This window comes from Streptomyces sp. NPDC047000 (genome assembly GCF_040644295.1).
Taxonomy (GTDB): Bacteria; Actinomycetota; Actinomycetes; order Streptomycetales; family Streptomycetaceae; genus Streptomyces.
In genome coordinates this window covers 120,789-147,039 of record NZ_JBEYWE010000011.1, presented here as the reverse complement: position 1 = coordinate 147,039, position 26,251 = coordinate 120,789, and the positions used below count along the sequence as shown (strand labels likewise).

The 26,251-nt window shown below is 73.5% G+C and carries 21 protein-coding genes; 13 read left to right on the top strand and 8 right to left on the bottom strand.

Annotation, left to right across the window (positions count from 1 at the left end; translation table 11 throughout):
- The first annotated feature begins 4 nt into the window (after nt 1-4).
- From ABZ862_RS19520 to ABZ862_RS19500, 5 genes are all read left to right on the top strand, one after another.
- Nucleotides 5-1,945: a biotin carboxylase N-terminal domain-containing protein gene (locus tag ABZ862_RS19520; RefSeq protein WP_360959642.1), complete on the top strand. Its 1,941-nt coding sequence runs from the start codon at nt 5-7 to the stop codon at nt 1,943-1,945.
- Entirely contained in the window at nt 1,942-3,108 is a 1,167-nt protein-coding gene (locus tag ABZ862_RS19515) for an acyl-CoA dehydrogenase family protein (RefSeq protein ID WP_360959640.1), read from the top strand. The genes ABZ862_RS19520 and ABZ862_RS19515 overlap by 4 nt, the downstream gene beginning before the upstream one ends.
- 71 nt (nt 3,109-3,179) lie before the next feature.
- Nucleotides 3,180-4,748: a 4-coumarate--CoA ligase family protein gene (locus ABZ862_RS19510; RefSeq protein WP_360959638.1), complete on the top strand. Its 1,569-nt coding sequence runs from the start codon at nt 3,180-3,182 to the stop codon at nt 4,746-4,748.
- A 20-nt stretch (nt 4,749-4,768) separates the two neighbouring features.
- Nucleotides 4,769-5,575, top strand: a complete 807-nt coding sequence (locus ABZ862_RS19505) for an enoyl-CoA hydratase family protein (protein ID WP_360959832.1) — start codon at nt 4,769-4,771, stop codon at nt 5,573-5,575.
- 48 nt (nt 5,576-5,623) lie between these two features.
- Entirely contained in the window at nt 5,624-6,220 is a 597-nt protein-coding gene (locus ABZ862_RS19500; protein WP_360959636.1) for a TetR/AcrR family transcriptional regulator, read from the top strand.
- Between the two features lie 171 nt (nt 6,221-6,391).
- On the opposite strand, the gene ABZ862_RS19495 is transcribed toward ABZ862_RS19500, so the two are convergent.
- The gene (locus tag ABZ862_RS19495) at nt 6,392-7,492 is read right to left on the bottom strand and encodes a citrate synthase 2 (protein ID WP_360959634.1); all 1,101 of its coding nucleotides are present in this window, start codon (nt 7,490-7,492) and stop codon (nt 6,392-6,394) included.
- A 368-nt stretch (nt 7,493-7,860) separates the two neighbouring features.
- On the opposite strand from ABZ862_RS19495, the gene pdxH reads away from it, so the two are divergent.
- Nucleotides 7,861-8,544, top strand: a complete 684-nt coding sequence (gene pdxH, locus ABZ862_RS19490; protein WP_360959632.1) for a pyridoxamine 5'-phosphate oxidase — start codon at nt 7,861-7,863, stop codon at nt 8,542-8,544.
- A 525-nt stretch (nt 8,545-9,069) separates the two neighbouring features.
- Nucleotides 9,070-10,518, top strand: coding sequence for a PAS domain-containing protein (locus ABZ862_RS19485; RefSeq protein WP_360959630.1), 1,449 nt, complete (start codon nt 9,070-9,072; stop codon nt 10,516-10,518).
- Between the two features lie 213 nt (nt 10,519-10,731).
- On the opposite strand, the gene ABZ862_RS19480 is transcribed toward ABZ862_RS19485, so the two are convergent.
- Nucleotides 10,732-11,487 (bottom strand): SIS domain-containing protein, encoded by a 756-nt coding sequence (locus tag ABZ862_RS19480; protein ID WP_360959628.1) that lies wholly within the window; start codon nt 11,485-11,487, stop codon nt 10,732-10,734.
- A 320-nt stretch (nt 11,488-11,807) separates the two neighbouring features.
- Between ABZ862_RS19480 and ABZ862_RS19475 the strand changes: the two genes are divergently transcribed.
- Together ABZ862_RS19475 and ABZ862_RS19470 are read left to right on the top strand one after the other, a co-directional pair.
- On the top strand, nt 11,808-12,500 hold the full coding sequence (locus tag ABZ862_RS19475; RefSeq protein WP_360959626.1) for a metal-dependent transcriptional regulator: 693 nt from the start codon (nt 11,808-11,810) through the stop codon (nt 12,498-12,500).
- Between the two features lie 520 nt (nt 12,501-13,020).
- Nucleotides 13,021-13,914 carry an alpha/beta hydrolase gene (locus ABZ862_RS19470; RefSeq protein ID WP_360959624.1) on the top strand — a complete coding sequence of 298 codons (894 nt, stop codon included), beginning with the start codon at nt 13,021-13,023 and terminating at the stop codon, nt 13,912-13,914.
- A 93-nt stretch (nt 13,915-14,007) separates the two neighbouring features.
- Here the strand turns inward: ABZ862_RS19470 and ABZ862_RS19465 are convergent, their stop codons facing one another.
- The 3 genes from ABZ862_RS19465 to ABZ862_RS19455 form a co-directional block, all read right to left on the bottom strand.
- Nucleotides 14,008-15,624, bottom strand: coding sequence for a transporter (locus ABZ862_RS19465; RefSeq protein WP_360959622.1), 1,617 nt, complete (start codon nt 15,622-15,624; stop codon nt 14,008-14,010).
- On the bottom strand, nt 15,621-16,412 hold the full coding sequence (locus ABZ862_RS19460; RefSeq protein WP_360959620.1) for an ABC transporter ATP-binding protein: 792 nt from the start codon (nt 16,410-16,412) through the stop codon (nt 15,621-15,623). The genes ABZ862_RS19465 and ABZ862_RS19460 overlap by 4 nt, the downstream gene beginning before the upstream one ends.
- Before the next feature lie 180 nt (nt 16,413-16,592).
- Nucleotides 16,593-17,237, bottom strand: a complete 645-nt coding sequence (locus ABZ862_RS19455) for a bifunctional DNA primase/polymerase (RefSeq protein ID WP_360959618.1) — start codon at nt 17,235-17,237, stop codon at nt 16,593-16,595.
- A gap of 390 nt (nt 17,238-17,627) precedes the next feature.
- Here ABZ862_RS19455 and ABZ862_RS19450 point away from each other — a divergent pair, with 390 nt between their 5' ends.
- Both ABZ862_RS19450 and ABZ862_RS19445 read left to right on the top strand, forming a co-directional pair.
- Nucleotides 17,628-19,013, top strand: coding sequence for a transcriptional regulator (locus ABZ862_RS19450; RefSeq protein WP_360959616.1), 1,386 nt, complete (start codon nt 17,628-17,630; stop codon nt 19,011-19,013).
- 328 nt (nt 19,014-19,341) lie between these two features.
- Nucleotides 19,342-20,850 (top strand): hypothetical protein, encoded by a 1,509-nt coding sequence (locus ABZ862_RS19445; protein WP_360959614.1) that lies wholly within the window; start codon nt 19,342-19,344, stop codon nt 20,848-20,850.
- Between the two features lie 126 nt (nt 20,851-20,976).
- Here ABZ862_RS19445 and ABZ862_RS19440 read toward each other — a convergent pair whose 3' ends face one another.
- Nucleotides 20,977-22,284, bottom strand: a complete 1,308-nt coding sequence (locus ABZ862_RS19440; protein WP_360959612.1) for an ABC transporter substrate-binding protein — start codon at nt 22,282-22,284, stop codon at nt 20,977-20,979.
- Nucleotides 22,285-22,401: 117 nt separating this feature from the next.
- On the opposite strand from ABZ862_RS19440, the gene ABZ862_RS19435 reads away from it, so the two are divergent.
- Nucleotides 22,402-22,902 carry a hypothetical protein gene (locus ABZ862_RS19435; protein ID WP_360959610.1) on the top strand — a complete coding sequence of 167 codons (501 nt, stop codon included), beginning with the start codon at nt 22,402-22,404 and terminating at the stop codon, nt 22,900-22,902.
- Between the two features lie 106 nt (nt 22,903-23,008).
- Nucleotides 23,009-23,893, top strand: coding sequence for a formyltetrahydrofolate deformylase (gene purU, locus ABZ862_RS19430; protein ID WP_360959608.1), 885 nt, complete (start codon nt 23,009-23,011; stop codon nt 23,891-23,893).
- A gap of 77 nt (nt 23,894-23,970) precedes the next feature.
- On the opposite strand, the gene ABZ862_RS19425 is transcribed toward purU, so the two are convergent.
- On the bottom strand, nt 23,971-25,311 hold the full coding sequence (locus ABZ862_RS19425) for a maleylpyruvate isomerase N-terminal domain-containing protein (protein WP_360959606.1): 1,341 nt from the start codon (nt 25,309-25,311) through the stop codon (nt 23,971-23,973).
- The gene (locus ABZ862_RS19420; protein WP_360959604.1) at nt 25,308-25,880 is read right to left on the bottom strand and encodes a sigma-70 family RNA polymerase sigma factor; all 573 of its coding nucleotides are present in this window, start codon (nt 25,878-25,880) and stop codon (nt 25,308-25,310) included. The genes ABZ862_RS19425 and ABZ862_RS19420 overlap by 4 nt, the downstream gene beginning before the upstream one ends.
- Nucleotides 25,881-26,251 lie beyond the last annotated feature (371 nt).

The following is a 26,251-nucleotide window of genomic DNA, read 5'->3' as shown; positions in this document are numbered from 1 at the left end:
CCACGTGATCACTTCAGTCCTTGTGGCCAACCGGGGCGAGATCGCCTGCCGGATCTTCCGCACCTGCGCCGAACTGGGGATCCGGACGGTCGCCGTGTACTCGGACGCCGACGAGAACGCGCTCCACGCGCGCGTGGCCGACGCCGCCGTACGGCTGCCGGGCGCGTCGCCCGCCGACACCTATCTGCGCGGCGAGCTGATCGTGAAGGCCGCCGCCGCGGCCGGTGCCGACGCCGTGCACCCCGGCTACGGCTTCCTGTCCGAGAACGCCGGCTTCGCGCGCGCCGTCCTCGACGCCGGCCTGGTGTGGATCGGGCCGCCGCCCGGGGCGATCGAGGCCATGGCGTCCAAGACCCGCGCCAAGGAACTCATGGGCATCGCGCCCCTGGGCGAGGTCGGACCGGACGACCTGCCGGTGCTCGTGAAGGCCGCCGCGGGCGGCGGAGGCCGCGGGATGCGCGTCGTACGGCGGCTCGGCGAGCTGGACGACGCGCTGGCCGCCGCGCGCGCCGAGGCCGCGAGCGCCTTCGGGGACGGCGAGGTCTTCGTCGAGCCGTACGTCGAGGGCGGCCGCCATGTCGAGGTGCAGGTCCTCGCCGACACGCACGGCACGGTGTGGACGCTCGGCACCCGCGACTGCTCCCTCCAGCGCCGCCACCAGAAGGTCGTCGAGGAGGCCCCGGCACCCGGCCTGCCCGACGCGCTCGAGGCCGAACTGTGCGCGCTCGCGGTGCGTGCCGCGCGCGCCGTCGACTACGTCGGCGCGGGCACCGTCGAGTTCCTGGTCGCGGGCGGCAAGGCGCACTTCCTGGAGATGAACACCCGCCTCCAGGTCGAGCACCCCGTCACGGAGGCCGTGTTCGGCGTCGACCTGGTCGCCCTCCAGCTCGCCGTCGCGGAGGGCGCCCCGCTGGACGAACGGCCGCCCCCCGCGCGCGGGCACGCGATCGAGGCCCGCCTGTACGCCGAGGACCCCGGCAGCGGCTGGGCCCCGCAGACCGGCACCCTGCACCGCCTCGCCCTCCCCGGCACCGGCCACCAAGGTCCTGGTGGCGGCCCCGGCATCCGTCTGGACACCGGCTACGCCGACGGCGACGACATCGGCGTCCACTACGACCCGATGCTCGCCAAGGCCGTCGCCCACGCGCCGACCCGCGCGGAGGCCGTCCGCAGGCTCGCCGCCGCCCTGGAACGCGCCGAGGTGCACGGCCCGGTCACCAACCGCGACCTCCTGGTGCGCTCCCTGCGGCACCCCGAGTTCACCGCCGCCCGCATGGACACCGGCTTCTACGACCGCCACCTCGCCGCCCTCACCGAACCGGCCGCCGACCCGTACGCCCCGCTCGTCGCCGCCCTCGCCGACGCGCACGGCCGTTCCCGCTTCGGCGGCTGGCGCAACGTGCCCTCGGCGCCGCAGACCAAGCGGTACCTGATGGCGGGCGAGGAACACGAGGTCGCCTACCGGCACACCCGCGGCGGCGGTCTGGCCGCCGACGGGGTGCGGGTCGTGCACGCCGACGCACGGCGTGTCGTCCTGGAGACCGGCGGCGTACGGCGGACCTACGACGTGGCCCGCTACGGCGGCGACCGCGTGTACGTCGGCGCCACCGCCCTCACCGCCCTGCCCCGCTTCCCCGACCCGGCCGCCCAGCAGGCCCCCGGCTCCCTGCTGGCCCCGATGCCCGGCACCGTCGTCAAGGTCGCCGACGGACTGGCCGTCGGAGCCGCCGTACAGGCCGGACAGCCCCTGCTGTGGCTGGAGGCGATGAAGATGCAGCACCGCATCTGCGCACCCGCCGGCGGCACCCTCAGCGCCCTGCACGCCGTGCCCGGCCTCCAGGTGGAGGTCGGCACACTCCTGGCCGTGGTCGACGCCGGCGACGACACCCCCGACGACACCTCTGACGACGCCCCGGGCACCGCCCCCGACAAGGAGGACCAGTGAGCGCCACCCTGGAACCGCAAGAGCACAAGGACCTGCGTGCCGCGGTCGCGGCACTCGGCACCCGCTTCGGCCGCGAGTACGTCACGAACGTCGCCCGGCAGGGCGGCCACCCCGACGAACTGTGGGCGGAGGCCGCCAAGCTCGGCTATCTCGGCGTCAACCTGCCCGAGGAGTACGGCGGCGGGGGCGGCGGCATCGCCGAGCTCTCGATCGTCCTGGAGGAACTCGGCGCCGCGGGCTGCCCGCTGCTGATGATGGTCGTCTCGCCCGCCATCTGCGGCACCGTCATCGCCCGCTTCGGCACCGCGGAGCAGAAACGCGCCTGGCTGCCCGGACTCGCCGACGGCACCCGCCGGATGGCGTTCGGCATCACCGAGCCCGACGCCGGCTCCAACTCGCACCGCATCACCACCACCGCCCGCCGCGACCCGGCCGGCGGCGACTGGCTGCTGACCGGCCGCAAGGTGTTCATCTCCGGCGTCGACATCGCCGACGCCACCCTGATCGTCGGCCGCACCGAGGACGCGCGCACCGGCCGCCTCAAGCCCTGCCTGTTCATCGTCCCGCGCGACGCCGAGGGCTTCCGGCGACGGCAGCTCGACATGGAACTCAGCTCCGCCGAGAAACAGTTCGAGCTGACCCTCGACGACGTGCGGCTGCCCGCCGACGCGCTGGTCGGCGACGAGGACGCCGGACTCCTCCAGCTGTTCGCCGGGCTCAACCCGGAACGCATCATGACGGCCGCGTTCTCGATCGGCATGGGCCGCTACGCGCTCTCCCGCGCCGTCGCCTACGCGCGCGAACGCTCCGTCTGGGAGACCCCCATCGGCGCCCACCAGGCGATCGCCCACCCGCTCGCCCAGGCGCACATCGACCTCGAACTCGCCCGCCTGATGATGCAGAAAGCGGCCCACCTGTACGACGCCGGTGACGACACGGGAGCCGGAGAGGCCGCCAACATGGCCAAGTACGCGGCCGCCGAGGCATGCGTCAGGGCCGTCGACCAGTCCGTGCACACCCTCGGCGGCAACGGCCTCACCCGCGAGTTCGGCATCGCCTCGCTGATCACCGCCTCGCGCGTGTCGCGCATCGCGCCCGTCAGCCGGGAGATGATCCTCAACTACGTCTCCCACCAGACCCTGGGCCTGCCCAAGTCGTACTGAGCAGCGCGCAGTTCATCGTCCGTACTGAACGGCACAGCCTTGTCCAGCACAGCGTCGTGCGAGGAGAAACCGTGTTCCGCAGCGAGTACGCAGACGTCCCGGCCGTAGAACTCCCCATCCACGAGGCCGTCCTGGGCCGGGCCGCCGAGTTCGGCGACGCGCCCGCGCTGATCGACGGCACCGACGGCACCACCCTCAGCTACGCCCAGGTGGACCGCTTCCACCGCCGTATCGCCGCCGCGCTCGCCGAGACCGGTGTGCGCAAGGGCGACGTGCTGGCCCTGCACAGCCCCAACACGATCGCCTTCCCGCCCGTCTTCTACGCCGCCACGCGCGCGGGCGCCGCCGTCACCACTGTGCACCCGCTCGCCACGGCCGAGGAGTTCGCCAAGCAGCTGAAGGACTCCGGCGCCCGCTGGATCGTCACCGTCTCACCGCTCCTGGAGACCGCCCGCGCCGCCGCGGACCTCGCGGGCGGCGTCCAGGAGATCTTCGTCTGCGACAGCGCGCCCGGACACCGCTCGGTCCTCGACATGCTCGCCTGCGAGGCCCCCGAACCGCAGGTCGACATCGACCCCGTCGACGACGTGGCCGTCCTGCCGTACTCGTCCGGGACCACCGGCGTCCCCAAGGGCGTCATGCTCACCCACCGCCAGATCGCCACCAACCTGGTGCAGCTCGAACACACCGTCGACGCCGGACCCGGCCACCGTGTCCTCGCCGTCCTGCCGTTCTTCCACATCTACGGCCTCACGGCCCTGATGAACGGCCCGCTGCGGCTGGGCGCCACGGTCGTCGTGCTGCCCCGCTTCGAGCTGGAGACCTTCCTCGCCGCTGTCCAGAACCACCGCATCAACGGCCTGTACGTCGCCCCTCCGATCGTCCTGGCCCTCGCCAAGCACCCCGTGGTCGCCGACTACGACCTCTCCTCGCTGGAGTACATCGTCAGCGCCGCCGCCCCGCTGGACGCCGCTCTCGCCGCCGCCTGCTCGAAGCGCCTCGGCCTGCCGCCCGTCGGCCAGGGCTACGGCATGACGGAACTGTCGCCCGGCTCCCACGCCGTCCCCCAGGCCCTCATGCGCGACGCGCCGCCCGGCACCGTCGGCAAGCTCGTCGCCGGGACCGAGATGCGCATCGTGTCCCTCGACGACCCCGGCAAGGACCTCGGCCCCGGCGAGGCCGGCGAGATCCTCATCCGCGGCCCCCAGGTCATGAAGGGCTACCTCGGCCGCCCCGACGCCACCGCCGCGATGATCGACGAGGACGGCTGGCTGCACACCGGCGACATCGGCCGCGTGGACGACGACGGCTGGCTGTTCGTCGTCGACCGCGTCAAGGAACTCATCAAGTACAAGGGCTACCAGGTGGCCCCCGCCGAACTGGAGGCCCTCCTGCTCACCCACCCCGGCATCGCCGACACCGCCGTCGTCGGCGCGTACGACGCCGACGGCAACGAGATCCCGCACGCCTTCGCCGTCCGCCAGCCGTCCGCCCCCGGTCTCACCGCGGACGACGTCATGGCCTACGTCGCCGAACACGTCGCCCCCTACAAGCGGGTGCGCCGGGTCACCTTCGTGGACGCCGTGCCGCGCGCCGCGTCCGGCAAGATCCTCCGCCGCGAACTGCGGGGCCGCTCATGACCGCGCCGTCGCCCTCCTCCGTGGCCCTGATCGGCCGCACGCGCGCGCGGGGCGTCGAGTTCCTCAGCCTCGACTCCACCGCCACCCGCAACGCGCTGTCCTCCGTCCTCGTCGGCGCGCTGTCCGCCGCCCTCACCGACTGCGCCCGCGACGACGCCGTGCGCGCCGTCGTGCTCACCCACACCGGCACCACCTTCTGCGCCGGTGCCGATCTGCGCGACCCGCCGGACCCGGACGCCTTCACCGGGCTGCTGCGGCAGCTCGTCGAACTGCCCAAGCCGGTCGTCGCCCGCGTCACCGGGCACGTCCGCGCGGGCGGCCTCGGCCTGCTGGCCGCCTGCGACATCGCGGCCGGCGGCGACGGCGCCACGTTCGCCTTCACCGAGGTGCGCATCGGGGTCGCGCCCGCGGTGATCTCCCTGCCGCTGCTGCCCCGCACCGACCCGCGCGCCCTGGCCCGCTACTACCTCACCGGTGAGCGCTTCGGCGCGGCGGAGGCGGCCCGCATCGGCCTGCTGACGGTCGCGGCACCCGCGGGAGGCACCGGTGCCGACGCCGACGGCGGTTCTGACGCCGTAGCCGCCCCGGACACCGACCCGTACGCCGCCCTGGACGCCGTGCTGGAACCCGTCCTGGACGGACTGCGACGGTCCGCGCCCGAGGCCCTGGCCGAGACGAAACGGCTGCTCACGGCTAGGGTGCTGGAGTCGTTCGACCGGGACGCGGCCCTTCTCACCGCGCTCTCGGCCCGGCTGTTCGCCTCCCCGCAGGCCCGCGAGGGGATGACGGCCTTCCTCGAACGCCGGGACCCCGCGTGGGTGCTGTGAGACGAGGAGACGACGGAACAGCAGGAGCGCGGAGGACGTGGAACCGGGATGGGCGTGACGTCGGTCGACCGAGTACCCAAGCAGGACCGCAGCCGGGCCACCCGGCAGCGACTCCTGGAGGCCGCCGTGGCCTGCCTCGCCGAGCACGGCTGGGCGGGCTCCACCGTCTCCGTCGTCGCCGAGCGGGCCGGAGTGAGCCGGGGCGCCGCCCAGCACCACTTCCCGACCAGGGAGGACCTGTTCACCGCCGCCGTCGAGTACGTCGCCGAGGAACGCTCCAGCGCCCTGCGTGAGCTGTTCCCGCAGGGCGCCGCCGACCGGCGGGCGGTGGTGTCCGCCCTGGTCGACCTGTTCACCGGACCGCTCTTCCGCGCCGCCCTGCACCTGTGGGTCGCCGCCTCGAACGAGGAACAGCTGCGGCGGCGGGTGACGGAGCTGGAGGCCCGGGTCGGCCGCGAGACCCACCGCATCGCCGTCGAACTGCTCGGCGCGGACGAGTCCCGGCCCGGCGTCCGCGAGACCGTGCAGGGCCTGCTCGACATGGCCAGAGGCCTCGGCCTCGCGAACCTCCTCACCGACGACAGCGCCCGCCGCGACGGCGTGGTGTCCCAGTGGGCGGCCCTGCTGGACACGGCACTGGACTGAGCGACCGGACCCCGGCGGCCAGAACCCCGGAGTCCGGCCGGGCGGCGGGTCCGGCCGGTGGGCGTTGCCCGGCCCCTGGTGGCCTCCCGGCCGGTGCGGCGCGCGGCGTGATCGGGCGGTGGTCCAGGGGTGTGGTGCCGGACGGACGGTTGTCCGTCCGGCGGGGGTGGCTCAGTGGGCGATGGCGGTGTACCCGGTGACGTCCTGGGGGCCGCGTGGCGCGGGACCGATGTAGCGTGCCGACGGGCGCACCAGGCGTCCGGTGCGCTTCTGCTCCAGGACGTGCGCCGACCAGCCCGCGATCCGCGCGCAGGTGAACATCGACGCGAACAGGCTCGCCGGTACCTCGGCGAAGTCCAGCGTGATCGCCGCCCAGAACTCCACGTTCGTCGCCAGGACACGGTCCGGGCGCCGGTCGTGCAGTTCCTCCAGCGCCGCCTTCTCCAGCGCCTCGGCGACCTCGTAGCGCGGCGCGCCGAGATCCTTGGCGGTTCGGCGCAGCACGCGCGCGCGGGGGTCCTCGGCCCGGTAGACACGGTGACCGAAGCCCATGAGGCGCTCACCGCTGTCCAGGACCCGCCTGACGTACGCCCGCGCGTCACCGGTGCGCTCGATCTCCTCGATCATGTGCAGCACCCGGGAGGGCGCGCCGCCGTGCAGCGGGCCCGACATGGCGCCCACCGCGCCGGAGAGCGCGGCGGCGACGTCGGCGCCGGTGGAGGCGATGATGCGGGCGGTGAACGTGGACGCGTTCATGCCGTGCTCGGCGGCGGAGGTCCAGTAGGCGTCGACGGCCGCGGTGTGCCGGGGGTCGGGCTCACCGCGCCAGCGGATCATGAAGCGCTCGACGATCGAGTGCGCCTTGTCGATCTCACGCTGCGGCACCATCGGCAGCGTCTGGCCGCGCGCCGACTGGGCGACGTAGGACAGGGCCATGACGGAGGCGCGCGCGAGGTTGTCGCGGGCCTCCCGCTCGTCGATGTCGAGCAGGGGTTTGAGACCCCAGGCCGGTGCGAGCATGGCGAGCGCCGACTGCACGTCGACCCGCACGTCACCGGAGTGCACCGGGAGAGGGAACGGTTCGGCGGGCGGCAGCCCGGGGGTGAAGGCTCCGTCGACGAGCAGTCCCCAGACGTTGCCGTACGAGACGTGACCGACCAGGTCCTCGATGTCGACGCCCCGGTACCGCAGGGCGCCGCCCTCCCGGTCGGGTTCGGCGATCTCCGTCTCGAACGCGATGACTCCTTCGAGTCCGGGTACGAAGTTCGACATCGGGCGGCTCCTCGTGATGGGTACGGCGGCTGGGTCTGCATACGTCGTCGGATGCAACACGTGGGGGACGCCGCGTGGACCGTGGCGTCGTGGACCCGGCCCGCGGCGAGGCGGCGGGCGGGTGAGGCAGGAAAGACTGTGCTGTTGTGCGGGTGCTGTGCGGGCTTCCGCGGGGGTGGAACAGAGGGTGGAACGGGGGTGGTGCGGGGGACGGGGACACGGGCGGAAACCGGAGCGGCATCAGCACGATATCTCCGAGTGCCACCTTTGGGGAGGGCTCGCGGCACTCAGTGCCACTATGAAGGTGCTGTGGAATGCGGGCCGGACGTCCCTCCGGCTACGCCGCGTGCATACGGCAAGATGAACGAGTGACCGAACGCGACCCCCTCCCCGACCCCGCAGACCCCGCCGCCATGCGCAGGCACTACCAGGAGGAGGGCCTCGACGAGGCCGGCCTGGCAGCCGACCCGATGACGCAGTTCGCGCGGTGGTTCGAGGAGGCCGCGCAGGCCGCCGACCAGGGACTGGTCTACGAGCCCAACGCGATGATCGTCTCCACGGCCGACGCCGAGGGCCGTCCCGGCTCACGCACCGTGCTGATGAAGCAGTACGACGGGCAGGGGATCGTCTTCTACACCAACTACGACTCCGCCAAGGCCCGTGACCTCGCCGTCAATCCGCAGGTCGCGGTGGTGTTCCCCTGGCACGCGCTGGCCCGCCAGGTCGTCGTCACCGGCACCGCGCGCCGTACCGGCCGCGACGAGACCGCCGCGTACTTCCGCACCCGGCCGCACGGCTCCCAGCTCGGTGCCTGGGCCAGCGTCCAGTCCTCGGTGATCGGTTCCCGCTCCGAGCTCGACGCCGCCTACGCGAAACTGGCCGCGCGCTACCCCGAGGGCGAACAGGTCCCGGTGCCGCCGAACTGGGGCGGTTTCCGCATCGCGCCGCGCACCGTCGAGTTCTGGCAGGGCCGCCACAACCGCCTCCACGACCGCCTGCGCTACACCGCGCAGCCGGACGGCAGCTGGCGGGTCGAGCGCCTGAGCCCCTGAACGCGCCCCGCCCCCGTCTCCCGGCGGAAGGGGTCCCGGACGCAGACGACCCGCGAGCTCGGGTCCCCCCGCCGGGCGGCGGGGGAGCCGGCCGGACGTACCGGCGAGCTCGCGGGTCGGGTGACTGCGTTGGATTCAGGCCGGCTGCGTGCAGAGACTGCACGCCGGTCCGGCACCGCACTGCGTGGGGTGACGGGCGCTAGCCCGCAGCCACCTCCGACGTCCGGTGTGCATACATGCTCCGAACCACCTCCTTTCCTCGGTACCGCCACCCTAAGAACCCCTCGCCCCCGGAATCAACCACTTTTTTCCCGCCCGCTTCCGGAACCGGGGTCTACGCGCGAAGGTCCTCGCCCACCGCATGAATGACCCACCCGCCGTCGGGGCATAGTGGCCGGTGAACGGCGTGCAACGATTCTCTCAATCTTGCGGGAACGACGTGTGGGCTCTGTCACGTTCGAGTTGAATGAAGGCCGAGCGAACCGACGCGCCGCTACTCGCGGGCGCAGCCTGCAGGGGGTTCTGGTGAGTGCTTCCCGGCGCAGTGGCGCCACCGACGAGCTGGGGCCCGACGAACGCGGGCCCGAGAGGGGCGGTCCCGCGCAGGGCGGTCCCGGCGGACCGGAAGAGCCGGGCGGCTCCGAGGGCGACCGCGGGGCGGAACTGCTCGCGGCGCTCCTCGACGGCATGGACGCCGCCCTGTGCGCCTTCGACGCGGACGGCGTGGTCACGCACTGGAACCGGGAGGCCGAGCGGATCCTCGGCTGGACCGCGGCCGAGGCCGTCGGCCGACACGGGTTCGCCGGATGGGCGGTGCGCAGCGCCGACGCGGAGGAGGTCGAGGCGCGGCTGCTGTCGGCCATGCACGCGCCCGGGCGGCAGGTGCACGAGTTCGCGCTGCTCACCAAGGACGGCGGCCGGGTGCTCGTGCGTACCCAGTCCGCCGCCGTGCCGGGGCCGGGCGGGAAGCCCGCCGGGGTGTACTGCGCCTTCAGCGAGGTGCACGCGCAGATCGACCTGGAGCGGTCCATCGCGCTGAGCGAGGCGCTGTTCGAGGACGCCGCCTGGGGCGTCGTCCTCGTCGACGCCGACCTGCGGCCCGCCGTGGTCAACGCGCACGCCGCGCGGGCCCTCGGTATCGGGCGGACGTCGGCGCTCGGGCGGCCGATCGGCGAACTGCTCGCGCAGGGCGTCGAGGAACTGGAGGGCGCGCTCACCCATGTCCTCGCCGAGGGCGCGCCGCCCGCGCCCGCCGAGATGTGGGTGACCGTGCGCACCCCGGACGGCGAGAAGCGGCGCTGCTGGCGCAACGGCTTCCTGCGGCTGTCCTCACCGCTCGCCGAGGAGCCCGTGCCGCTCGGCGTCGGCTGGCTCTTCCTGGACGTCACCGACGCCAAGCAGGCCGAGCAGGAGGCGGCCCTGCTGCGGTTCCGCGCCAGCCAGCTGCACCGCGCCGCCCGTGCCGCAGCCGAGTGTGAGGACCCCGCGGAGGCCGCCACCGTCCACCTCGACTTCGCCCTCGCCGGGTTCGCCGACCACGCCCTGATCGACCGGGTCGCGGGCGGCGCGCTGCCCGACGGCGGCACGGGCCCCGTCCGGCTGGTGCGGGTCGCCGCCACGCCGTCCGGCGCGCCCGGCCCGAGCGTGCTCGGCGGCCACTCCGGGCTGCCCGTGCGCTACGACGACGGCCACCCCGCCCTCCAGTGCGCCGAGCGCGCCGGGACGGTCCGGGCGGACGCCGGGGGCGTGGCGCCCGAGCGGGCGCGCGAGTGGGCGCTGGCCCGGCAGTGGCCCGGCGACGCGGTCCACGCGCTGTGCGCGGTGCTGCGCAGCCGGGGCCGCACCCTGGGCGTGGTGACCTTCCTGCGCGGCGCCGGCCGCAGCCGCTTCGAGCGGTCCGACGGGACGTACGCGGAGGACGTGGCCGTACGGATCGCCTCGGCGCTCGACCTCGCCGGCCTGCCGGAACGGTAAGCCTGTCCGGCGGATCAGCCGGGAGAACCGGTGGCCCGGAAGTCCGGAGATCCGCTGGCCCGGGAGCGCGGAGTCCGCTGGCCCGGCAGCCCGGCAGCCCGGAGGCTTGGGGGCCTTGAGATCCGCGGGCCCGGAGGCTCCGGCGCGCGCGGAGTCCTGGTGGTCCGGGAGCGTGGAGCCTTGGTGGCCCGGTGCCCCGGTGCCCCGGTGGGGTCAGTGGTCGTAGAAGATCCGGTCTCCGTACTCGTCCATCACGCGTGCGTTCCAGGCGTGGCCGCCGTCCACGTTGCCTGAGCGCAGCAGCGGCGGCTGGATGCCGCGGCCGACGAGGACGCCGGCCGCCGTGGCGACGACCGCCTGCAGCAGCGCGGACGTGACGACCGTCGAGGTCGGGCCGAACGGCGCCGGGATGCCCTCCAGGGTGAGTTCGGCGTCGCCGACCGGGATCCGGGAGTCCAGGACGAGGTCGCAGTGGTCCTTCAGGAACGTCCCCGAGGCGCTGCGGGACGTGGTCTCGCTCGCGTACGCCACCGACGTCACGCCGATGACCTTCACGCCCAGCGCGCGGGCGCCGACCGCCAGCTCGACGGGCAGCGTGTTGCGCCCGGACAGGGAGATCACCACCAGGGCGTCCCCGGCGCGCAGCGGGGACGTCTCCAGGACGACGTCCGCGAGGCCCCCGACGCGCTCCAGGGCGGATCCCAGGGTGGCGGGGCGCACATCGACGCCGAGGGCGCCCGGGACGACGAGCAGGTTCATCAGGGCCAGTCCGCCCGCCCGGTAGACGAGGTCCTGGGCCGGGAGCGAGGAGTGGCCCGCTCCGTACGCGAACAGCCTGCCGCCGGCCTCGACGGTGTCGGCGAGCAGGGTGGCCGCCGCCTCGATCGTCTCGGCGTCCTCGTCGCGGACGCGCCGCAGCAGGGCGATCGCCGCGTCGAAGTACTGTCCGGCCAGCTTGCCGTCGGTCATGCGTGGGGGTCCCTTCGACGTGTCCGGTGACGGTTCCGGCGGTTGTCCCGGCGCCCTCGCGGGGGCCGCACCGGCGCCGTGTCGGCGTACGCGTGTGAGGCGCGTGCGCGCGTGTCGCGGATCACCGTGCGGTCTGGACCAGTGTGCTGTCAACACGGCGGCGCGCAGGGCCTGTACGGCGCCGGGAAGCACGGGGTTCCCGCGGCGCGGCCCGGTTGTCGGCGGGATGCGTCAGAATTGGCTTTCAGGGCCGGCGCTACGCGGCCAGCGCACGCGCCGGAGCCGGCGAGCTTCCCGGCAGAGGTAATCGAGGGGCACGAATGTCCGGACTGATCGACACCACGGAGATGTATCTCCGCACCATCCTCGAGCTCGAGGAGGAAGGCGTGGTCCCCATGCGCGCCCGGATCGCCGAGCGGCTCGACCAGAGCGGGCCGACGGTGAGTCAGACGGTGGCACGGATGGAGCGCGACGGCCTGGTGGCCGTGGCCAGCGACCGCCACCTCGAACTGACCGAGGAGGGCCGCAGGCTGGCCACCCGCGTGATGCGCAAGCACCGGCTCGCCGAGTGCCTGCTCGTCGATGTGATCGGCCTGGAGTGGGAGCAGGTGCACGCGGAGGCGTGCCGCTGGGAGCACGTGATGAGCGAGGCCGTGGAGAAGCGGGTGCTGGAGCTGCTCCGGCACCCCACCGAGTCGCCCTACGGCAACCCGATCCCCGGCCTGGAGGAACTGGGCGAGAAGGACGGCGCCGACCCGTTCCTGGACGAGAGCATGGTGTCGCTGGCCGAGCTCGACCCGGGCCTGGACGGCAAGACCGTCGTGGTCCGCCGGATCGGGGAGCCGATCCAGACGGACGCGCAGCTGATGTACACGCTGCGGCGTGCGGGGGTGCAGCCGGGCTCGGTGGTGAGTGTGACGGAGGCGGCCGGCGGGGTGCTGGTGGGCAGCGGCGGCGAGGCCGCGGAGCTGGAGGCGGACATCGCCTCGCACGTCTTCGTCGCCAAGCGCTGAGCCGGAACCGGAACAACGAGCCGGAACCGGAACAACCGTCGGCTTCCCCGCCCGCAGCTGTTTCCGTGCATATGTTTCCGTGACAGGTGTCGAATGTGTCGAACACGCCGATTCCATGATCCAGTGTGCCGAATCGCAGCGCTCCGGCGCTCCGCGTGCAACGCTGTCGCGTAAGGCATATGACCTGAGGGGGGAGCGGGCGGATGTGCCGCAGACACAGTGAGGGCCCCGGCGCCTTGCGGCGCCGGGGCCTGTCCTCCCCTGTGCTGACCCGGAGCCCCGAGCTCTCAAGGTCAGTCCCCGCGGACCCCTGTCCCCGAGCGGTCCGCCTCCTGCTGAAGATCTCCCCCCGTCGGTCGCGATCATTCCTGGCGGAGTGTCACTCGAACGAGGGGTGTTGGCTGCCGGAACCATGTTTTCGAATACGCATTCGATATCCTGTGCGGGTAGGGGCACAGACATACGCGTAGACGTGATCCAGGGTGAGTGGTCCGAGCGGAGCTAGGGGGTGCCGGGACCGATGGCGCGGCGCATCGACGTGACCGGGGCGGGCGGTGTCCGCCTCGCGGCCTGGGAGTTCGGGGACCCGGTCAAGACGGGTCCGGGGGCGGCACTGGACCCGGCCGCGGATCCGGTGCACCAGGGGCGGCCCGGTGTGCTGTTACTGCACGGGCTGATGGGCCGCGCCTCGCACTGGGCGTCCACCGCCCGCTGGCTGTCCGAGCGGCACCGCGCGGTCGCCCTCGACCAGCGCGGACACGGCCAGAGCGCGAAGCCCCCGGCGGGGGCCTACACCCGGGACGCGTACGTCGAGGACGCCGAGGCGGCCCTCGAACAGCTCGCCCTCGCCCCCGCCGTCCTCATCGGGCACGCCATGGGGGCGCTCACCGCCTGGCAGCTGGCCGCGAAGCGTCCCGACCTGGTGCGCGGGCTCGTCATCTGCGACATGCGGGCGTCGGCGCTGGGCGCGGCCTCGCAGCGGGAGTGGGCGGACTGGTTCGACGCGTGGCCCGTGCCGTTCGCGACACTCGCCGACGTGCGCAAATGGTTCGGGGAGGACGACCCGTGGGTGGAACGGCCCAGCCCGGCGCGGGGGGAGTTCTACGCCGAGGTGATGCAGGAGTCGTCCGACGGGTGGCGTCCGGTGTTCGAGCCCGCGCAGATGCTCACGTCACGGGAGACCTGGGTGTACGACGCGCACTGGGAGGAACTGGCGCAGGTACGGTGCCCGACGCTGGTCGTGCGGGGACTGGACGGAGAACTGGGGCGGGCGGAGGCGCAGGAGATGGTGCGGGTGCTGCCGCTGGGGGAGTACGCGGACGTGGCTGACGCCGGTCACCTGGTGTTCTACGACCAGCCTGCCGCCTGGCGGGCCGTCGTGGAACCGTTCCTGGACGGGGTCCTGGCCGTGTGAGGCGGCCGGCTGCCGCGGACAGGGGGCACGGGACGGGCCACGGGGGACTTCGCCACGGGCGGGGGGTTCGGCCCCGGCCCGGTCCCGGCTCCGTCAGCCCTTGCTCACCGCCGCCAGGATCTCCGGGAGGCGGCTCGCCGTGCGGGGCGCGGCCAGGCGCAGGGAGAGCCAGGCGACGAGCGCGCCGTAGGCCGTGCCGACGGGGAGAAGGAGCCAGGTCCAGGGGGAGCCGGTCACGTTGAGCCAGATCGTCAGGGCGATGACCGGGGAGCAGAGCACCGCCGCGGCCGCCATCCCGCCGAAGACGGAGATCCAGGCGAGGCCCTGCTGGCCGGCGGCCACGTTCCGGTGGCTGTCCTGGGGGATGGAGTACGGGAAGAGCGCCGAGGCCCACGCGCCGGTGGCCAGCATCGCGCCGAGCAGGGCGAACGACAGGCCCAGCACCTCCGGGAGCTTCGGCCAGTCGCCGAGCAGGCCCGCGGTCAGCGACGTGACGAGGACGGCGTACGGCAGGATGACCAGCAGCAGGGCGAAGGCCCGGCCGCGCAGCTCGACGTAGGCGTCCCGGGGGGAGGCGACGGTCGCCGCGACCATCCAGAAGGCGGAGCCGTCCTGACCGTACTGGTTGTACATCTGCATGCCGATCATTCCGGCGGCGAAGCAGGAGAAGTAGACGGAGCCGGTGTCGCGGAGGGCGTTGAACACCGGGACGATCAGGCCGATCGCGAGCGCGGCCCCCCAGGCGCCCTTGGTCTTGGGGTCGCGCCAGACGTAGCGCAGGCTGCGTTCCATGACGGTGCCGGTGCGGCCGGACGGCAGCAGGCGGGCCGCACCCGACCGGTCGGCCGGGCCGCGGCCGCGACCGCGGGAGGCGGGTTCGGCGGCCTGGAGGGTGGAGGCGTCGGGCGAGGTCATCAGCCGGGTCAGCGTGCGGGACCACACGGTGAGGGCCAGCGCCAGGAAGACCGCGCTCAGAGCGAGTTGGGCGGCGGCGACGCCGTACGACCCGTCGCTCACGGACTGCACCGCGCCGACCGCCGACGCGGGCGGCACCCAGCGCACCACGTCCGCCGCCGGAGCGAGCTGCGTCAGGGCACTCGCCGAACCGAGGCGCTGCACGGCGAAGTTGACGAGCTGCGCGCCGATCGCGATGGCGAGGCCGCTGAGCACCGCCAGGTCGCGTCCCTTGCGGCTGTTCAGCAGGCGCACGTTGGCGGCGGCGACGGCTCGCGCGAGGGCCACACAGGCCAGCAGCGCGACGGCGACGGCGACGACCGCGGTGACGGAGGCCGCCGGGCCGTGGGCGACCGACACGGCGCAGCCGGTGAGCAGGAGGAGAGTGAACAGCGGGCCGATGCCGACGAGGGAGGCGGCGAGCAGCGCCCGTACCAGCGGACGGGGCCGCAGCGGGAGCATCACCAGGCGGGTCGGGTCGAGGGTCTCGTCGCCGCCGGGCGCGAACAGCGGCATCACGGTCCAGCCGAGGGCCAGGGCGGCCGTCGCGATGACGGCGACGGCGTCGGCGTGCGCGTGCCCGCGCAGGGCGATCAGACCGAGCAGCTGGAGCGCGGCGAACAGGAGCGCGACGATCGCCGAGACGACGTACGCGGCCCGGCGTCCCCCGGACTGCCGCAGGCCGTTGCGCAGCAGGGACAGCTTCAGCCGTATGACGACGGGGGTGACGGCCGGGCTGTCCGGACCGGCGCTCACCGGGAACCGCCGCCCAGCCAGTCGAGGTCGGTCCCGGTGTTCCGGCCGTTCGCGCCGACGAGTTCGAGGAACGCCTGCTGAAGGGTGGGGGCGTCGCCGCGCACCTGGTCGAGAGGGCCGTGCGCCCGGATGCGCCCGGCGGCCATCACGGCCACCCAGTCGCACAGCGACTCCACCAGCTCCATGACGTGGGAGGAGAAGACGACGGTGGCGCCGGAGGCGGTGTAGCGCTCCAGGACGCCGCGGATGATCTGGGCGGACACCGGGTCGACGCCCTCGAAGGGCTCGTCGAGGAAGACGATGTCGGGATTGTGGAGCAGGGCGACGGCGAGACCGATCTTCTTGCGCATCCCGGTCGAGTAGTCGACGACCAGCTTGTGCTGCGCCCCGGCCAGATCGAGCACGTCGAGGAGCTGCGCGGCCCGCTTGTCGACCTCGGCGCCCGGCAGACCGCGCAACCGGCCGCTGTAACCCAGCAGTTCGCGCCCCGACAGCCGCTCGAACAACCGCAGTCCCTCGGGCAGCACGCCGATCCGCGCCTTGACCGCCACCGGATCGCGCCACACGTCGTGTCCCACGACCTCGACGCTGCCCTGGTCGGGCCGCAGCAGCCCGGTCACCATCGAGAGCGTGGTGGTCTTGCCGGCCCCGTTCGGCCCGACCAGGCCGATGAACTTCCCCGCCGGCAGGTCGAGATCGATCCCGGCGACGGCGATCTGCTGCCCGAACCGCTTCCAGAGCCCCCGTACCCGTACGGCGGACGCTCCGTCCGCCACTGCCTCGGTCATGGGGCACAGACTACGACCGCACGCCGGGAAAAGGATCACCGCGGACGCCCCGCGGAACGCCTTTACCGTCCCGTGGCGGTCCGGCGGGAGGCGGGTTCCCGCGGAGGTGCGGCGCGGGGCGGTGCGTCGGGCGGGGGTGTGCCGGGCGGTGGTGCGTCGGGCGGTGGTGCGTCGGGCGGGTCAGCGTTCACGGCCGCAGGCGTAGGCCAGCGGGGGGATCAGTTCCGCGGCGTCCGGGAGCCAGCGGTTGGCGGGGGTGGGGCGGCGGGCCCACTGGACGGCGCCGCCCGTGCCGTAGCGGGTGGGGGGCGCGGGAACGTACGCGCCCTCGCCCAGGACGAGCAGGTCCAGGGACTCCGGGGCCCAGCCGGCGGCGTGCAGCAGGCCGGGGAGCCTGGCGACGGCGCCGGGCAGCACGAAGAAGCGCATGCGGCGGTCCGGGGACAGGGTCACCGGGCCCAGGGCCAGCTCCATGCGTTCCATCCGCGCCAGGGCCAGGAAGCCGGCCGTCTCGGGCACCTCCAGCGCGTCGAAGGCCCGGCCCGTCGGCAGCAGGATCGACGCCCCGGGCCGCTCCTGCCACAACCGCCGGGCCACCGTGGCGTTTCCGGTCGCCCGCGCGGCCCAGTCGGCGTGCGCCGGGTGCGCGCCGGGTGCGGCGCACGCCGGGGCGCCGCACGAGCACCGCTCCACCGCGTCGCCGGCCTCCAGCCAGGCGCCGGGAACGACGTCCCAGTGCCGGTCCACCGCGTACCGGACGGCTGTCTCCAGCAGCGATGCCCCGCGCTGCGTCGGAATGTGAACGGTGCCGGTGCCGGCGGTCATATCTTCCACATCTCACACAACTCCCGTGCCCACCTGGAGTTACGGCCGTAGCGCGCGCGGGGGAGGAGCATCGGACCGGTGGACGGGGCGCATGGATGCAAGTACGGGGGCGCGCGGTGAGAAGCAGGGCGTGAGCTGGGTAGCCACGAGAGGGTTCGGCATCCGTCTTTTCCCTACAAGGCGCGGCAAGGTACCGCAAGTCATGGAAAGACGTGGTGACTCACAGCAAATATCAGCAATCCTCGCAAGTTCCGCATTGTCGCTGTGCGGGTGGGGCATTGATCTTCCCGGCCGGTACTTCCCGCACTTCGCGGAGGGCGGGAGGAACGGCAGGGAAGACACGTCAACTCGGTGCGTGGGCAGGCACCGCAGCCACAGGGGGTCAACGCCATGGCCGCAAGGCCTCTCGTCGCGCGGCAGCCGAACGAACGGCTGCAGGCGCTCATCCAGGAAGCCGGCTGCTCCAACGCCGGGCTGGCCCGCAGGGTCAACATGTGCGGCGCGGAGCACGGGCTCGACCTGCGCTACGACAAGACGTCCGTGGCCCGCTGGCTGCGGGGCCAGCAGCCGCGCGGCCGCGCCCCCGCGATCATCGCCGAGGCGCTGGGCCGCAAGCTGGGGCGCGCCGTCACGATCGACGAGATCGGCATGGCCAACGGCAAGAACCTCGCGTCCGGCGTCGGCCTCCAGTTCTCGCCGACCGTGCTGGGGGCCATCGAGCAGGTCTGCGAGCTGTGGCGCAGCGACGTGGGGCGGCGGGACTTCCTGTCCGGCTCGTCGGTCGCGTCCTCCGCGCTGGTCGAGCCGAGCCGGGACTGGCTGATCACCGCGCCGGACACCCAGGTGGCGCGGGCGGCGGGGCCGAAGGTCGGGCAGTCCGACGTGGCGGCGGTGCGCGCGATGACGCAGGCGCTCACCGACCTCGACCACCAGTACGGCAGCGGGCATGTGCGCCCGGTCGTCGTGCACTACCTCAACAGTGTCGTCTCCGGCCTGCTCGCGGGGTCGTACCGGGAGACGGTGGGGCGTGAACTGTTCGCCGCCGTGGCCCGGTTGACCGAACTCGCCGGGTACATGGCGATCGACACCGGGCAGCCGGGGCTCGCCCAGCGCTACTACATCCAGGCGCTGCGGCTCGCCCAGGCGGCCGGGGACCGCGGCTACGGCGGCTATGTGCTCGCCGCGTCGATGAGTCACCTCGCCGCACAGCTCGGCAACCCCCGGGAGATCGCCCAGCTGGCGCGGGCCGCGCAGGAGGGCGCACGGGGGCGCGTGACGCCACGGGCGGAGGCGATGTTCCACGCCGCCGAGGCGCGCGGGCACGCGCTGCTGGGCGACGCGCGGGCGACGCAGCTGGCGGCCGGGCGTGCGGTCGGGGCACTGGAGGCGGCCGATCCGGGGTCCGGGGACGACCCGGCGTGGATCACGCACTTCGACCAGGCCTACCTCGCCGACGAACTCGCCCACTGCCACCGGGACCTGGGCCAGGGGGAGGCGGCGGCGCGGCGGGCCGAGGAGGCCCTCGCCGGGCACCCGGAGACCCGGGCGCGGCGGCGGGCCATCGGCTACCTGCTGCTGGCCACCGCGCAGGTGCAGCAGCGGGAGGTGGAGGAGGCCTGCCACACCGGCACCAAGGCCGTGGAACTGCTGGAGACGGTCCGCTCCAACCGCGGTGCGGAGTATCTGGACGACTTCCGGCAGCGCCTGGAGCCGTACCGGGACGAGTCCGTGGTCCGGGAGTTCGGGGCACGGCTGGAGCTTCAGCAGGCGGCGTGATCCCTGCGTCGCCCTGCGGGGCTTGGGCGGGGTTTGGGTGCGGGTGCGTGGGGGCTGGTCGCGCAGTTCCCCGCGCCCCTGTGGGGGTTGGGGTGGGTGGTCGGGTGCGGGTGGGCTGTGGCTGGTCGCGCAGTTCCCCGCGCCCCTGTGGGGGTTGGGGTGGGTGGTTGGGTGCGGGTGGGTGGGGGCTGGGTGCGCAGTTCCCCGCGTCCCTGTGTGTGGGGGCCGGTTTTGGGTGCGGGTGGGGCTGTGCTGCGTGGCAGTGGGGTTGGGGGACCCGGTAGCGTGGGCCGACGGTTTCGCAGGTTCCCCAGTGGTAGGAGTCCCGGTGACGCACAGTGGACAGGGCGAACGGCCCTCGGCGCGGCCCGCGCGCGAAGGCATCGTGCTGCCCTCCGACGGAAGCGAACCCCTGCTGCCCGGGACCATGCCTGAGCCGCCCGTGGACCGGCAGCCGCCCGCCGGTCAGGCGTGGGGGCAGCCCTGGGGCCCCGAGCAGCGGTACCCGCACACCGCCCCCGACCCGCAGACCCAGATCTGGCCGGAGCAGTCCGCCCTGACCTGGGGTTCCTCCGATCCCGAGCCCCAGCACCACCCGCACACCCCGGCACCGGTGTCCGGCGGCTGGGGCGGCGGTCCCGGCGCCCTGCCGCCCGAGGCACCCGCGCCCCAGGCACCGGCCTACGGCTACCCCCCGGTGGCCGGCGCCGACGAGGGTGCCACCCAGTACATCCCCCCGGTCCCGGCCGGCCAGGCCTACGGCGCCCCCGCCGACGAGGGTGCGACGCAGTACATCCCGCCCGTTCCCGCCGGCGGTGTGCCCGAGGGCGCCACCCAGCTGCTGCCGCCGGTGACGCCGGGCGCGCTGCCCCCGGAGATATCCGGCGCGGCGTCCCCTCCCGGTGCCGCGCACCCCGACGCCGAGCCCACGCAGTACATCTCCCCGGTGCCCGCCGGGCCGTACGGCGGTGAGACGCAGCCCCCCGCCGAGTTCGACAACCTCTTCCGCAGCGACTCCGGGTCCGGCGCCGCCGGCGGAACCCCGCAGATGCCGCGCGTCCAGCGCAACGCGCCCGGCGGGCAGCAGCCGTACGGCAGGGCGCCGTACGCCGAGCCGTCGTACGCCCCGCACGGAGCCCCGCAGGGTCCGGGCGACAGCGGTGGGCGTGGCGCGGGCCGCGGCGGGCGCGGTGGTGACGGCGGCAGCCGTTCGCGGGTGCCGCTGATCGCCGCGATCGGGATCGGCATCGTGGTCATCGGTATCGGCGCGGGCGCGCTGATGGGCGGGGGCGGCGGCGGGGGCGGCGACGACACGAACGGCAAGCCCGTCGCGGACACCGCCGCCGCGAGCGACGGCGCCTCGCAGCAGGGTGCCGATCCCGTGAAGCAGCAGGCGGTCGCGCTGGACAAGCTGCTCGCCGACAGCGGCAACAGCCGTACCTCGGTGATCAACGCCGTGGCGGACGTGAAGCGGTGCGACAACCTCGACGGCGCCGCCTCCGATCTGCGCGCCGCCGCCAAACAGCGCACCCAGCTGGTCACCCGGCTCTCCCAGCTGTCCGTCGACAAGCTGCCGAACAACGCGGCGCTGGCCAGTGCCCTCACCAAGGCGTGGCAGGCGTCCGCGTCGGCCGACTCCCACTACGCGAACTGGGCCGACCAGGTCGCCGCCAACCGCAAGGGCTGCCACAAGGGCCAGGCCCGCACCACCGGCGAGACCCAGGCGGGCAACGTGGCGAGCGGCACCGCGAGCACGCAGAAGACCGAGGCCGCCCAGCTGTGGAACCCGATCGCGAAGCAGTACGGCCTCACCCAGCGCGAACGCACCCAACTGTGACGCCGACCGGCTGAGACCGGCAGAGGCCGGCTGATACGCCGACCGGCTGATACGGCGGCGGGCCGGGCGCATCCCTCGCGGATGTGCCCGGCCCGCCGGCCTGTCGGCCGCGGTGCGGCGGCGCCGTCAGTCCAGCTCGGCGTCCGCCAGTGTCCTGGTGACGTCGATGAAGTCGCCCCGTGCCGCCGTCAGCCGGCCGTTCTTCACGACCTGCAGATTCATGTCGGCGTTGACCAGCCGCGGAAAGCCCACACCGGCGAGCTTGTTGGAGAACTCCCAGTGCAGCGTGGGCGTCAGCCCGCCGGTGCCGATCTTGAGGCCGTTGTCGATGGCCCGCCGCACGGCGTTGGCGGTGACCTGGCCGTGCAGGGAGTCGACGACCGCCTTGAACACCGTGAAGGCGATCCAGGTGGTCTGCACCCCGGCGTCCGCGGGGTCGATGCGGTTGTCGCCGAAGGCCTCCTCGCTGATGACCTTCTTCATCCGGTTCCAGCGCGCGTCCGTGGCGGCCGGGTACCAGCTCGCGATGTAGGAGTCCTCGTACGGGCTCGACGCGCCGCCGGTCTCGTTGATCACCGTCTGGTCGGCGCTGCCGATGACGGTGCCGGTCTGCACCGCGGGGAAGTCCTCGCGGGTACGGCGGAAGGAGTCCATGAAGGTGGCCGTGCGGTCGCCGAGCACGGGTACCACGCAGCCCTTCTTCGCCGGGTCGGCGGTGGACTGCTTGAGGGCCTTGTCGGCCTGCTGCCCGTACTCGGTGGCGTCCTCGGCGGCCAGCTGGTCGGCCGCCGCCTTGTGACCGCCCGCCGTCAGGCCCGCGTCCAGCAGCTGGGGCAGCTCGTCGCCGGCGATGCTGTCGGGCCGGATCAGGGTGAGGGGACCGCACTGCGCGGCCATCGCCTTGCCGAGGCCGGCCAGCAGCACCGGCTGGCCGCCGTTGACGGGGTAGGACACGGGGCTGGTGAACTCACCGTTGGTGACGCCGTATCCGCCGACGTAGGGGATGCCGGCGCCCTCGAGCGGCGGGAGGAAGGAGTCGCTGTACTGGCTGTAGGAACCGACGACGGCCACGACGTTCTCGTTGACGGCCCGCCGGGCGCACTTGGCGGCGTCCACGGCGTGGTTGTGGTCGTTGCAGGTCAGGACCTTGAGCTTACGGCCGCCCAGGCCGCCGTGGGCGTTGAGCCAGCGCGCGTAGGCGGTGGCCAGGGCGGGCATCCCGGGTTTGTTGGTCGCGTCGGTGTTCTCCGGGGCCCAGGTCATCACGGTGATGCTGTCGTCCGCCGACCCCCCGGAGAGTCCGGGAACGGTCCCGCATCCGGCGGTGAGCGAGGCGCACACGGCCAGGGCTCCCGCGGCGAGCGCGGGGCCTGTTCTGACGGGGCGGGTGGGGCGGTGGGGGAAGGTGCTGCGGTTGAGTCGCCTGCCGGTCATGCGTCCACACGATTCCCCCACACGGCCAACCCGGGTGTGACCGAAAGTCAAGAGAAGGTGACCGAGAGGTGAATTACGGGGGTCGTTACGGCTTTACGGCCAGGACACGTACGATCGATGACCGTGCAAGGTCCGGACAGCTCTTCCCGCCGCCCCCGTCGCTCGGCCACCATGGGCGGTATGCCCCTCAACGACATGCCGTGGTGGCGCTGGCGCAGCAATGTGCGCTCCGCGCTGCACATGCTCTCCGACCCTGCGTTCCAGCGGGACGTCTGGCTGACCGGCGTCGAAGGCTACGGCGACGTCACCGACGCCGTCTACCGTCTCGTCGAGGACACCTGGCTGGACAACTGGTCCGCCGAGAAGTACGTCGGCACCATCTTCCGCGACTCGCAGGAGGCGGCGCTCGTCGACACGGCGGTGCTGCGGGTGCTGCGGATCATGCACCAGGTCGGGCCCGACGCGCCCGTCGCCGTGTACATGGAGAACCAGGGCTGGCCGGAGGCGGTACGGGCCGCCCGTGACGCGCACGTCCGGATGACGATGGCCGACGGCGAGAACCCCGACGAACCCCCGCGCACCCTGGAGGTACTGCGGATCATGACCCGCTCCGCGTAGCCCCGGCCCGCCCGGCCCCGGCCCGCCCGGCCCCGGCCCGCCCGGCCCCGGTCCGGCCGGTGGACCGGCGGTCCGCCCGGGTGCCGGAATATGGGACGCTGTCCGGATGAACGAGCAGTCCAGCCCCGCCACCGCGGTCCGCGCCGGCCAGTACGTCCTCACGCTCTCCTGCCCCGACAAGCAGGGCATCGTGCACGCCGTGTCCAGCTACCTCTTCATGACCGGCTGCAACATCGTCGACAGCCAGCAGTTCGGCGACCAGGACACGGGACTGTTCTTCATGCGGGTCCACTTCACCGCCGAGACCACGGCGACGGTGGACAAGCTGCGCGCCAGCTTCGCGGCGGTCGGCGACACCTTCCACATGGACTGGCAGATCAACCGCGCCGACGAGCGGATGCGCGTCGTCCTCATGGTCAGCAAGTTCGGCCACTGCCTCAACGACCTGCTCTTCCGCGCCCGGACCGGCGCGCTGCCCGTGGAGATCGCGGCGGTGGTGTCCAACCACACCGACTTCGCCGAGCTGGTCGAGTCGTACCACGTGCCCTTCCACCACATCCCGGTGACCCGGGACACCAAGGCGGACGCCGAGGCGCGGCTGCTGGAGATCGTGCGGGAGCAGGACGTCGAACTCGTGGTGCTCGCCCGCTACATGCAGGTCCTCTCCGACGACCTGTGCAAGCAGCTCAGCGGCCGGATCATCAACATCCACCACTCCTTCCTGCCGAGCTTCAAGGGCGCCAAGCCGTACCACCAGGCGCACGCCCGGGGCGTGAAGCTGATCGGCGCGACGGCGCACTATGTCACGGCCGACCTCGACGAGGGCCCGATCATCGAGCAGGAGGTCGAGCGCGTCGGCCACGACGTCACCCCGGACCAGCTGGTCGCCCTCGGCCGCGACGTGGAGTGCCAGGCGCTGGCGCGGGCGGTGAAGTGGCACGCGGAACGCCGCATCCTCCTGAACGGCCGCCGCACGGTCGTCTTCGCCTGACCCGCCGACGGTCCCGCCCGGCCGGCTCCGCCCGGTGGGCCGGCCCGTTCCACAGCCGGCTCAGTGACGCCGCCGTTCTACAGCCGGCTCAGTGACGCCGCCGCGAAGAGCACGTCCCTGATCGCCGCCCGGTCGCCGAGCTGACCGGCGGCGGCCTCCTCGGGTGACACGTGGCCGGCCGCCAGGCGGCAGAACTCCACGCCGTCCAGCGCGACATGGGCCACCTCGTGCTCGGCGGACGCCGTCGCGCCGGGGGAGTCGAGCGGGATCAGCCACTGGCCGCCGCCCGCTCCCTCGATCTCCAGGCGCAGGCTGCGGCCGGGGCTGCCGACGGTGACCAGATGGCGTTCCCGGGCGGGCGCGGTGAGCCCGGCCCGGCGGCGTGCCGCGAGCACCAGCGGCAGCATCCGGGCCGCGAGGTCGATCATCCGGTGCAGATGGCGCGGTGCGGGCGGTTCGTACGGGTAGTCCACGGCGTTCGCGATGTCCTCCGCGTGCACCCAGCACTCGAAGGCCCGGTCCAGCAGCGCGTCGCGCAGCGGCAGGTCGAAGTCGCCGTAGGGCACCGTGAGCCGTTCACCGCTGTCCCCGGCGAACGACGCCGAGCGCACCAGGTCGTGGCTCTGCCGCCGCCAGTGCGGCCGTACGGCGCGGGTCGGCGGGAGGTACGACGCCCGCCAGTACGCCTCGGTGCGCGCCGTCGGGCCGGTGCTCTTCGCGCCGGTCTCACCGAGCGGGTCGTCGAGACCGAGGGCGGCGGCGACCAGTCCGTCGACCGTCAGCAGATGCGCGATGACCCCGGCGACCGTCGTACGGCGGGAGGCCGGTGCCCCGTCCTCGAACCAGCGCAGCCGCACCGGGGCGTGCCACTCGGCGTCGCCGATGTCCTGCAACAGGGCGTCGAGCCGCGCGGTCTCCGCGTCGTACGGCTCCGCCCAGCCCGGTACGGGGATGTGTGGCGGCCGCAGTTCGAGGCAGCCCTCCAGGACCCGGGTGCGCAGTGCCGGGTCCAGGTCCAGGCTCTCCGGCGGATGCAGCAGGCCGACCGCGTCGCGCAGCCGCAGCGCCTCGTCCGCGCAGGGGCCGCAGTCGCCGAGGTGGTCCTCCACGGCCGCCGTCTCGGCCGGGGAGCAGGCGGCCAGCGCCCAGGCGCCGAGCAGGGCCTTCAGTACGCCGTGGGGCAGGACGAGCGGGGCGGGCGCGGCCGGTTCGGGCGGTGCCGGCGGCACGTCCAGGTCGGGCAGGGGCAGCCCGGTGTCCTCGACCGAGGCGCGCGGGGTGGGGATACGGGTGCGGGGGCTCTCGCCGCGGGGACGGCTCTCCCCGTACCTCCCGTACGGATCGTGCCCCTCGTGCCCCTCGTGCCCCTCCTGCCCCTCGTACTCGTCGGGCTCGTCGAACTCGTCCTCCCCGCTCATGCCCCGCCCCCCTGCTCCGGCGGCCGGGCGCCGGTGTCGTGGGCGGTGGACAGGAGCTGGAGGCCGAGGCGGAGCCTGCGGCGGGCCTCGTCCTCGGTGACGCCCAGGTCGGCGGCGGTCTGGCGGTAGTCGCGGCGCTGGAAGTAGGCGAGTTCGAGGGCCGCCCGCAGCGGAGTGGGCATGGACTGGACGATGTAGTCGGCGCGGGCGGCGGCCGAGGCACGGCGCACCGTGCGCTCCAGTTCCTCCTCGGAGCCCGTCCCGCCCCGGGCGAGCGCCTCGGCCCCGGCGGCGCGCAGCCGCTGCACGGCGAGCCGGTGGGCCAGCCCGGCCAGCCAGGACCGCAGCGGTCCCTGCCGGGGGTCGTAGGTCTCCGGGTGCTCCCAGGCGTGGGCGAACACCTCACGGGTGACGGTGTCGGCGGCGCCTTCGTCCGTGAGGATGCGCCGGGCGAGACCGTGCACGAGGGAGGCGAACCGGTCGTAGAGCTCGCCGAGGGCGGCGGCCTCCCCGTGCGCGAGCCGCTGCTGCATCCTGAGGTCCCAGCGGTGCGGCGTGTCCTGCGGCATCCGCGGCCCCTCCCCTTCCTCGCCCGTACCTTCGCCCGTACCTTCGTCGTTCGCTCGTCATGCGGTCGTGCCGTGTCCGGCACAGGGGCGCCGTCCCCCCGAATGTAGTCGGCACGACCAGCGGCGCACGCCCCTTTGTGGCAATGTGCGCCCCCTGCGGCCCGCCAGGTGGTAGAGGAACTCGGCCGACATGACACAAGATTGAACAAGAACGGGGATGACCGAAACGAATCCTTCATTGATCGTTTTTGGTTTGTCGTGTTGCGTTTCAGGGAACGGCCGGTGGGCAGCCGCGCGGAAACAGGCGTAGGAACTGCTTCCGTTTCCGGGTGGTTTCGGGGTTTTTCGGGTTCCGGGTTTTCCGGGTGGTT